The 9,704-nt window shown below is 39.1% G+C and carries 11 protein-coding genes and 1 tRNA gene; 11 read left to right on the top strand and 1 reads right to left on the bottom strand.

Annotation, left to right across the window (positions count from 1 at the left end):
• The first annotated feature begins 68 nt into the window (after nucleotides 1-68).
• A tRNA-Asn gene (locus HMPREF1514_RS05545) sits at nucleotides 69-142 on the top strand.
• 345 nt (nucleotides 143-487) lie between these two features.
• Here the strand turns inward: HMPREF1514_RS05545 and HMPREF1514_RS05540 are convergent.
• The gene (locus HMPREF1514_RS05540) at nucleotides 488-1,837 is read right to left on the bottom strand and encodes an aspartate kinase (protein WP_037597857.1); all 1,350 of its coding nucleotides are present in this window, start codon (nucleotides 1,835-1,837) and stop codon (nucleotides 488-490) included.
• 166 nt (nucleotides 1,838-2,003) lie between these two features.
• Here HMPREF1514_RS05540 and HMPREF1514_RS05535 point away from each other — a divergent pair, with 166 nt between their 5' ends.
• The 10 genes from HMPREF1514_RS05535 (at nucleotide 2,004) to fabZ (ending at nucleotide 9,691) form a co-directional block, all read left to right on the top strand.
• A complete protein-coding gene (locus HMPREF1514_RS05535; RefSeq protein ID WP_003070416.1) occupies nucleotides 2,004-2,795 on the top strand; it encodes an enoyl-CoA hydratase in 792 nt (263 codons plus the stop codon).
• A gap of 91 nt (nucleotides 2,796-2,886) precedes the next feature.
• Nucleotides 2,887-3,321 (top strand): fatty acid biosynthesis transcriptional regulator FabT, encoded by a 435-nt coding sequence (fabT, locus tag HMPREF1514_RS05530; protein WP_003070414.1) that lies wholly within the window; start codon nucleotides 2,887-2,889, stop codon nucleotides 3,319-3,321.
• Entirely contained in the window at nucleotides 3,321-4,295 is a 975-nt protein-coding gene (locus HMPREF1514_RS05525) for a beta-ketoacyl-ACP synthase III (protein ID WP_037597854.1), read from the top strand. The genes fabT and HMPREF1514_RS05525 overlap by 1 nt, the downstream gene beginning before the upstream one ends.
• 53 nt (nucleotides 4,296-4,348) lie before the next feature.
• A complete protein-coding gene (locus HMPREF1514_RS05520) occupies nucleotides 4,349-4,573 on the top strand; it encodes an acyl carrier protein (protein ID WP_003026017.1) in 225 nt (74 codons plus the stop codon).
• Nucleotides 4,574-4,836: 263 nt separating this feature from the next.
• Nucleotides 4,837-5,811, top strand: coding sequence for an enoyl-[acyl-carrier-protein] reductase FabK (gene fabK, locus HMPREF1514_RS05515; protein WP_037597851.1), 975 nt, complete (start codon nucleotides 4,837-4,839; stop codon nucleotides 5,809-5,811).
• Complete coding sequence (gene fabD / locus HMPREF1514_RS05510) at nucleotides 5,804-6,730, top strand: ACP S-malonyltransferase (RefSeq protein ID WP_037597850.1); 927 nt, start codon at nucleotides 5,804-5,806, stop codon at nucleotides 6,728-6,730. Before fabK ends, fabD begins: the two co-directional genes overlap by 8 nt.
• A gap of 2 nt (nucleotides 6,731-6,732) precedes the next feature.
• Nucleotides 6,733-7,464: a 3-oxoacyl-[acyl-carrier-protein] reductase gene (fabG, locus tag HMPREF1514_RS05505; RefSeq protein ID WP_037597847.1), complete on the top strand. Its 732-nt coding sequence runs from the start codon at nucleotides 6,733-6,735 to the stop codon at nucleotides 7,462-7,464.
• An 80-nt stretch (nucleotides 7,465-7,544) separates the two neighbouring features.
• Nucleotides 7,545-8,777, top strand: a complete 1,233-nt coding sequence (fabF, locus tag HMPREF1514_RS05500; protein WP_037597844.1) for a beta-ketoacyl-ACP synthase II — start codon at nucleotides 7,545-7,547, stop codon at nucleotides 8,775-8,777.
• A complete protein-coding gene (gene accB, locus HMPREF1514_RS05495) occupies nucleotides 8,778-9,272 on the top strand; it encodes an acetyl-CoA carboxylase biotin carboxyl carrier protein (RefSeq protein ID WP_037597841.1) in 495 nt (164 codons plus the stop codon).
• Nucleotides 9,269-9,691, top strand: a complete 423-nt coding sequence (gene fabZ, locus HMPREF1514_RS05490) for a 3-hydroxyacyl-ACP dehydratase FabZ (RefSeq protein WP_003070400.1) — start codon at nucleotides 9,269-9,271, stop codon at nucleotides 9,689-9,691. Before accB ends, fabZ begins: the two co-directional genes overlap by 4 nt.
• Nucleotides 9,692-9,704 lie beyond the last annotated feature (13 nt).

Below are 9,704 nucleotides of genomic sequence, written 5' to 3'. Positions count from 1 at the left end.
TAAGCCCTAGAACGCCGGAAGTAGTTGGGGGTTGCCCCCTGTGAGATAAGGTAGTCGCTTAGCATTTATCCGGCATAGCTCAGTTGGTAGTAGCGCATGACTGTTAATCATGATGTCGTAGGTTCGAGTCCTACTGCCGGAGTTGTATATGTTTAGAAATCTTGTTTAAACAAGATTTCTTTTATTATGTGTTCTTTGTCTGTCTGGGTCTGTGAGGTGGAAGATAAATATCTTCCGCTATGCGGGTGCGTATCAAAGGTTATACCTAAAGAACTCCAAACACCCTACAATAACAGTGCTCAAGCCTACCGTAAAGTAAAGGGAGAAAAATATGATACAAAAAGGCACATAGTTTATCACACAAAGTGGAATTGTAAAGCTTGTTACTTTGTCTTCTTTATTTTTTATGGTTCTTGTATAATGTAGCTAAGATATTTCAATGGTAATAAAAATTGACTCTATCATGACTGTCATGATAGAGTCAATTTTATGCAAAAAATGCTTTGTATAGTGCTTTAATAGCTGCTTTTTCTTGTTCGGAATTGATAACAATCATGATTGAAACTTCACTAGATCCTTGTGAAATCATTTGGATATTAATGTGATTATCTGATAATGCTTTTGTTGCGGTAGCAGTCAAACCAATGTGACTTTTCATTTTTTCACCGACAATCATAATGATTGAGAGATTATGCTCAATTTCTGCGTGGTCGACCTCTAATTTTAGTCTTAATTGGCGAAGAATCTCCTCTTCTTTAATGGGGGTCAACTCACGATCCCGAAGAATAATAGATAGGTCATCGATACCAGTAGGCATGTGCTCCCAACGGATATTTAGATCTTCCAATATTTGCAAAACTTTTCTACCAAAACCTATTTCACGGTTCATGAGGTATTTAGACATGTTGATGCTGGTGAAATGGGCATCTGCAGCGATACCTACCACAGGAATATCCCCGTTGCTATGCTTTAAAACAATTCTCGTTCCAGGATGAGTAGGGTTATTTGTATTTTTAATAACGAGTGGAATTTTTCCGCGGTAAGCTGGAATGAGTGCTTCGTCATGTAATACAGTAAAACCTGCATAAGCTAATTCACGCATTTCACGATAGGTTAATTCTGGAATGGAATGTGGCATGTGAATAATGCCAGGATGAGCTGCGAAAATACCATCAACATCTGTAAAATTTTCATAAAGATCAGCTTTTACACCTGCAGCAATAATGGAGCCAGTAATATCAGACCCACCACGTGAAAAGGTGCAAATCTGGTCGTCTTTTGTTACTCCAAAGAATCCTGGTATAATCAATACTTCATCAGCTTCATTTAATTCTTCGATTTTATCATAACTGGAGGGGAGAAGTCGCGCATTTCCTGGTTCACTGGACACAATAAGTCCTGCTTCTCTGGGATGAACATAACGTGCATTTATCCCATTTTGGGAAAAATAGGCTGCAATAAGTTTCGCATTATTATTTTCACCTGCAGCAAGAAAAGTATCATATAGGAATTTATTATTTTCGATAGGAAGGCTTGCGAGCTTTTGGATACTTTTTGAAATTCTTTCTAGAATATTTGGCTTGAGCTCCAGTTCTATCGCCATGTCTTGATAGCGCTGAATAATCCATTGTTGATGTTTTGTTACGTCATTACCAGCAACATGGTCTCGATAATATTTAATGAGGGCATCTGTTACCTTTGTATCTTGTGCGTTTCGTTTTCCGGGAGCAGATACAATCACAAAACGCCGTTCAGAATCTTCTTTGATAATCTGTAATACTTTTGCTAATTGGGTAGCAGAGGCAAGTGAGCTTCCTCCAAATTTAACAACTTTCATAACTTCTCCTATTGGCTAATTGTTTAAATTATAGCAAAATTCTGAACTTTTTTCAAATTTACCTTCCCTCCTTGCAAAAGCAATTATTTTATGCTAGAATGTAATCGCATTATTTGATAGTCAAATAATTTAATTTACAAAGAAAATAATTGTCGGAGGCAATTAAATGCAATTTGAAAATATTTTATATAGCGTTAATGACGGTGTTGCAACATTGACTTTGAATCGCCCAGAGGTTTCCAATGGGTTTAATGTTCCCATGTGTGAAGAAATTTTAAGAGCGATAAAAATGGCTTCTGGAGATGAATTAGTTCAAATATTGCTAATTAATGCAAATGGAAAAGTGTTTTCTGTTGGAGGGGATTTGGCAGAAATGCAGCGTGCGGTGGAGGCAGATGATATTCAGTCTTTGGTAAAAATCGCTGAATTAGTAAATGAAATTTCTTACTCAATGAAACAATTACCTAAACCGATCATTATGAGTGTGGATGGACCAGTTGCTGGTGCAGCAGCTAATATGGTAGTAGCTGCGGATTTCTGTATTGCAACGGAGCGTTCTCGTTTTATTCAAGCTTTTGTGGGAGTAGGTCTCTCTCCGGATGCGGGAGGATTGTATTTGCTTGCAAGAGCGATTGGTGTGACGAGAGCAACTCAATTAGTGATGACAGGTGAGGCATTGAATGCTGAAAAGGCCTTGGATTATGGGCTGTTGTATAAGGTTTGTGAAGTTGAAAAATTAGGTAACGTGACAAGTCAGTTGATTAAGAAATTAAAGCGACATTCTATAAATTCCTACCAAGCTATTAAGGAGTTGATATGGGAGAGTATGTTTGCAGGTTGGCAAAAATATGCTGATTTGGAATTAAAATTGCAGAAATCTCTCGCTTTTACAGAGGATTTTAAAGAAGGAGTTCGAGCCTATGCAGAAAAACGTCGTCCTAAATTTTCTGGGAAGTAAAAAAGTAGTTGCAATTTATTTTGATATCTGATATACTTTTTTAGTCAAATGTTTTGATGATAAAAGTTTTTTGTTAGAGGAGGATAGATTTTTGGATTACCAATTGGTCAATGATTATTTAACGTCTATTTTCAATAATGTATTGGTTATTGAAGAATCTAGTTTGAGAGGCAGTCGCTTCAAGGATATCTCTATCAAAGAAATGCATACGATTGATGTGGTTGGAAAGAATCCCAATGCAACCCCTAGCAGTGTTGCGAAGGAATTGATGGTGACATTAGGAACCGTAACAACTAGTTTAAACAACCTTGAAAGAAAAGGTTATATTGAACGAACACGTTCGGAAGTTGATCGCCGTGTGGTTCATCTAAATTTGACAAAAAATGGCCGACTGATTTATCGTTTGCATAGACGATTCCACAAGAGAATGGTTGAGAGAATCATAGACGGAATGGACAGCAATGAGATGGAAGTGATGGGGAAAGGGCTAACTAATCTGTATCATTTTCTAGAGGATTTGAAATAATGAATTATGCTAAAATTAGTCAAGTTGCTCATTATGCTCCGAGTCAGGTGGTTACAAATGATGATTTGGCAAAAATCATGGATACGAGCGATGAATGGATATCCAGTCGAACAGGAATAAAGCGTCGACATCTGTCACGAACGGAGTCAACGAGTGATCTGGCTACTAAAGTGGCAAATCAATTGTTGAAAAAGGCGAACATCAATGCAAATGAGCTTGACTTTATCATTGTGGCAACTATTACCCCAGACTCTATGATGCCTTCAACGGCTGCACGAGTTCAAGCAAATATTGGCGCCCATCATGCCTTTGCGTTTGATTTGACAGCAGCTTGTAGCGGCTTTATTTTTGCCCTGTCGATGGCTGAGAAGTTAATTTCCTCAGGTCGTTATCAGAAAGGTCTTGTTATAGGAAGTGAAACTTTATCAAAAGTCCTTGACTGGTCTGATCGATCAACTGCGGTTCTTTTCGGTGATGGTGCTGGAGGAGTGCTTCTTGAAAGTTCCTCGAAACAGCATTTTCTCGCTGAAAGTCAATTTACGGATGGTTCGCGTGGGGAAAGCTTGACTTGTGGTAAATATGGTTTGTCCTCCCCTTATTCCGAAAAGAAAGAAGCGGCACTATATTTAACGATGGATGGTCGTAAAATTTTTGATTTTGCTATTCGAGATGTGGCAACTTCTATTAAAGACACGATTGAATCCAGTAATGTTCAAGTAGAGGATATTGACTATTTACTATTACATCAGGCCAATATTCGTATTTTAGATAAAATGGCGAAAAAAATTGGTGTAGCTAGGGAAAAACTTCCTGCGAATATGATGGAATATGGGAATACGAGTGCGGCAAGTATTCCAATTCTTTTATCTGAGTGTGTTGAAAAGGGGGTCATTCATCTTGATGGCAGCCAAACAGTTTTGCTATCAGGATTTGGTGGAGGTTTGACATGGGGCACACTTATTGTTACAATTTAGTTATTATGTGGTAATCACATGAATATAAATATTTATTTTTAAAGGAGTCTATCATGGCAGTATTTGAAAAAGTACAAGAAATTATTGTGGAAGAACTTGGCAAAGAACCTTCAGAAGTTACTCTTGAGTCAACTTTTGATGACCTTGACGCAGATTCATTGGATTTGTTCCAAGTTATCTCAGAAATTGAGGATGCATTCGATATTCAAATTGAAACCGAAGAAGGATTGAACACAGTTGGTGACTTAGTTGCCTATGTTGAAGAAAAAACAAAATAAAAAGTTGAAACGGGGCTGAGATAAGATTCTCGCCCTCTTTTAAAAAAAGTATTGAGGTAGGCAGTGAAGTTAACTGTATAACCGATTTGCTTAAGAAAAAAGAACAGTAAAGAGTTAATTTTGTCGGAGTGGGATAATGAAGTCTATAGTTGGATGATATGTTCCGCTCCCTCTTGTTTAGGTAATAGTTTGATTTTCAAAGTATACAAGTGCTTGAATTGAAAGAATTGAGCCATTACTTAAGCAACATGTAAGGAGGTATTATGCAAACACGTGTCACAGAATTGTTAAATATTAAATATCCTATTTTTCAGGGTGGGATGGCCTGGGTTGCTGATGGTGATTTAGCTGGGGCTGTATCTAAAGCTGGAGGTCTTGGAATTATTGGTGGTGGTAATGCGCCAAAAGAAGTTGTTAAAGCTAATATTGATAAGATTAAATCATTAACAGACAAGCCTTTTGGCGTGAATATTATGCTGTTGTCTCCTTTTGTGGAAGATATTGTTGATTTGGTCATTGAAGAAGGTGTCAAGGTTGTGACAACTGGCGCAGGAAATTCAAGTAAATATATGCAACGATTTCATGACGCTGGGATTACAGTCATTCCAGTGGTACCAAGTGTAGCATTGGCTAAGCGCATGAAAAAAATTGGCGCAGATGCAGTTATTGCTGAAGGGATGGAAGCAGGAGGTCATATCGGAAAATTAACGACTATGACACTGGTTCGTCAGGTTGTTGAAGCGATTGATATCCCTGTGATTGCAGCAGGAGGGATTGCAGATGGTCGTGGTGCAGCTGCAGGCTTTATGCTTGGTGCAGAAGCTGTGCAAGTGGGTACACGTTTTGTTGTCGCAAAAGAGTCAAATGCACATCAAAATTATAAAAATATGATTTTAAAAGCTCGTGATATTGATACGACTATTTCTGCTCAACATTTTGGTCATGCAGTACGAGCTTTGAAAAATAAACTGACTAGAGAATTTGATCAAGCAGAAAAGGATGCGTTTAAGCAAGAAAATCCAGATTTAACTGTTTTTGAAAACTTGGGTGCAGGAGCTTTGGCAAATGCAGTTGTTCGGGGTGATGTTGAACATGGTTCTGTCATGTCAGGACAAATTGCGGGGCTTGTTAGCAAAGAAGAGACAGTTGAAGAAATTTTGAAAGATATATACTACGGCGCAGCAGAGGTAATCCAAAAAGAGGCTAGCCGTTGGGCAGGAGTAACTAGAAATGACTAAAACAGCCTTTCTATTTGCAGGTCAGGGAGCTCAGTATTTGGGAATGGCTCGTGACCTTTATGATCAGTACAATGTAGTGCGAGCAACTTATGATGAAGCAAGTCAAGTATTAGGTTATGATATAAGAAATTTAATTGATCGTGAGGAAGAAAAACTCAATCAGACACGGTATACTCAGCCAGCGATTTTGACGACTTCGGTGGCTATCTATCGGTTATTGCAGGAGGAAGGCATACAAGCTGCCATAGTGGCAGGTCTTTCTCTTGGAGAATACTCTGCTATGGTAGCCGCTGGTGCTTTGGAGTTTACAACGGCGGTTGATTTGGTGGCAAAGCGTGGTGTTTTTATGGAGGAGGCAGCTCCTGCTGGCTCTGGTAAAATGGTTGCGGTTTTAAATGCTGATTTGGCTACGATTGAAACGGCCTGTCAAGAGGCTAGTCGGCTGGGAATTGTATCACCAGCAAACTACAATACACCTAGCCAGATTGTTATTGGCGGTGAAGTTAAAGCGGTTGACAAAGCTGTTGAATTGTTAAAAGAAGTTGGCGTGAAACGTTTGATTCCACTCAAAGTTTCTGGCCCATTTCATACAGCTTTGTTAAAGCCAGCTAGTGATAAATTGTCAAAAGTTTTAGCAACAGTCGAATTTACTGATTTTAAACTCCCTTTGGTAGGAAATACAGAAGCAACTATCATGGAACAAGGGCGGATTAAGGAACTGTTAACTCGTCAAGTTATGGAACCGGTTCGTTTTTATGATAGTATCGCAACAATGAAAAAATCAGGTGTAACGGATTTTATTGAAATTGGTCCAGGTAAGGTTCTGTCTGGTTTTATTAAAAAAATCGATAAATCAATGAAGATAGCTCAAGTAGAAGATATAACTAGCTTGTCTGTTCTTCTAGAAAAAAAGGAATAGGTATGGAACTTAAAGGAAAAAGTGTTTTTATAACTGGTTCAACACGTGGCATTGGACTTGCAATGGCTCATAAGTTTGCAAGCTTAGGTGCCAACATTGTTTTAAATGGTCGCCGTGAGATTGGTGAGGAGCTCATTTCTGAATTTTCAGATTATGGAGGTCAGGTGATTCCGATATCTGGTGATGTATCAAATAGTACAGATGCTAAGCGAATGGTAGAGGAAGCTATTGAAAAACTTGGAAGCGTGGATATTCTGGTCAATAATGCTGGTATCACAAAAGATAAACTTATGTTGAAATTAACTGAGGAAGATTTTGAGCAGGTTTTGAAAGTGAATCTTGTTGGTGCTTTTAATATGACACAAGCGGTTTTGAAGCCAATGACAAAAGCTCGTCAGGGTGCTATTATCAATGTATCTAGTGTTGTCGGCTTGATTGGGAATGTCGGTCAAGCAAATTATGCAGCTTCTAAAGCTGGGCTTATTGGTTTCACTAAATCTGTAGCGCGTGAGGTAGCAGCTCGTAATGTACGAGTAAATGCTATTGCACCAGGCATGATTGAGTCAGATATGACCGATGTTTTGTCTGATAAAGTAAAAGAAGCTACACTGGCTCAGATTCCAATGAAGCGCTTTGGTAATACCAGTGAAGTGGCAGAAGTAGCGACCTTTCTAGCTCGTCAAGAGTATTTAACAGGACAAGTTATTGCTATTGATGGTGGCTTAGCCATGTAACGATAAATTAAGTTGGACAAAAATAGAAGGTTTTGAAGAGATATTTTTCTTAGCTATAAATCAGAATAAAGGAGTTCGATATGAAACTAAATCGAGTTGTTGTAACAGGATACGGACTGACTTCACCGATCGGGAATACACCTGAGGAGTTTTGGAATAGTCTTGTAAACGGCAAGATTGGAATTGGTCCAATCACGAAGTTTGACAATAGTGATTTTGCTGTTCACAATGCAGCAGAAGTTCAAGACTTTCCTTTTGATAAATATTTTATCAAAAAAGATACCAATCGTTTTGATAACTATTCTCTTTATGCACTTTATGCCGCACAGGAAGCTGTAAATAACGCAAAGTTAGATGTTGAAAGCATCAATCATGACCGTTTTGGTGTTATTGTCGCATCAGGTATTGGTGGCATTAAAGAAATTGAGGATCAGGTTCTTCGCTTGCACGAAAAAGGTCCAAGACGTGTCAAACCAATGACGCTACCAAAAGCTTTGCCAAATATGGCAGCTGGGAATGTCGCTATGCGCTTTGGCGCAAATGGAGTTTGTAAATCCATTAATACAGCATGTGCTTCATCAAATGACGCTATCGGAGATGCTTTTCGCTCTATAAAATTTGGTTTTCAAGATGTTATGCTCGTTGGTGGGGCTGAAGCATCTATTACACCATTTGCTATCGCTGGTTTCCAAGCTTTGACGGCTTTATCTACAACTGAAGATCCAGTTCGTGCTTCTATTCCATTCGACAAAGATCGGAATGGATTTGTTATGGGTGAAGGTTCTGGGATGCTGGTTCTAGAAAATTTGGAACACGCTGAAAAACGTGGAGCAACGATTTTAGCAGAAATTGTTGGTTATGGTAATACTTGTGATGCTTATCATATGACCTCCCCACATCCAGAAGGAGCTGGTGCGATTAAGGCGATGAAAATGGCACTTGAGGAAGCTGAAATTTACCCTTCAGACATTGCTTATGTGAATGCTCATGGAACTTCTACACAAGCTAATGAAAAAGGTGAAAGCCAGGCAATTGTCGCTGCTTTAGGAAAAGAAGTACCAGTTTCTTCCACAAAGTCTTTTACAGGTCATTTACTTGGAGCAGCTGGAGCTGTTGAAGCTATTGCAACTATTGAAGCGATGCGTCATAGCTTTGTACCAATGACTGCGGGAACACAAGAACTCTCAGACTACATGGAGGCAAATGTTATCTATGGTCAAGGGAAAGAGTATGATATTCCTTATGCTATCTCAAACACTTTTGGTTTTGGTGGGCATAATGCGGTTCTTGCATTCAAGCGCTGGGAGGCTTAAATGAATATTAATGAAATCAAAGATTTGATGGCTCAATTTGACCAATCAAGTTTACGCGAATTTTCTTATAAAAATCAAAGCGATGAATTAACTTTCAGTAAAAATGAAGGACAAGCTGTGACACCATCTGCCAGAGTAGTTCCGCAAGCAGCGCCAATCCAGCCTTCGGTAGGTATAGCAAATACTCTTTCACAAACAGAAATGCTGGCTCCAGAAACAACTGAAGAAACAGTATCTGTAGCAAAGCCAGAGGCAGCTGAGGGCGATGTGGTTGAAAGTCCTTTGGTTGGGGTGGCTTATTTAGCCGCTGGTCCGGATAAGCCACCGTTTGTATCAGTTGGTGATCAAGTGAAAAAAGGTCAGACCTTGATGATTATTGAGGCCATGAAAGTCATGAACGAAGTTCCGTCACCTAAAGACGGTCTAGTTACAGAAATTCTGGTTCAAAATGAAGAAATGGTTGAATTTGGGAAAGGGCTGGTACGCATTAAATGATTGATATCAATGCAATAAAAGAAGCGCTTCCTCACCGCTACCCGATGCTGTTGGTGGATCGCGTTTTGGAAGTCAGTGAAGATGAAATTGTCGCTCTTAAAAATGTGACAATTAATGAGCCTTTCTTTAACGGACATTTTCCTCAGTATCCTGTTATGCCTGGCGTTCTCATTATGGAAGCTTTGGCTCAGACTGCTGGTGTGCTGGAATTGTCTAAAGAAGAAAACAAAGGTAAGCTAGTCTTTTATGCTGGTATGGATAAGGTCAAGTTCAAGAGACAAGTTGTTCCAGGTGACCAGCTTATCATGACTGCTAAATTTGTCAAACGTCGTGGAACAATTGCTGTTGTGGAAGCTAAAGCAGAAGTTGACGGGAAGTTAGCAGCAAGTGGTACTTTAACTTTTGCACTCGGACAATAAAAGGAGATTTCAC

The sequence above is a fragment of the Streptococcus sp. AS20 genome (assembly GCF_000524255.1).
GTDB classification, from domain to species: domain Bacteria; phylum Bacillota; class Bacilli; order Lactobacillales; family Streptococcaceae; genus Streptococcus; species Streptococcus constellatus.
The sequence above is the reverse complement of the archived record's forward strand: the minus strand, read 5'-3'. Positions and strand labels throughout refer to the sequence as shown.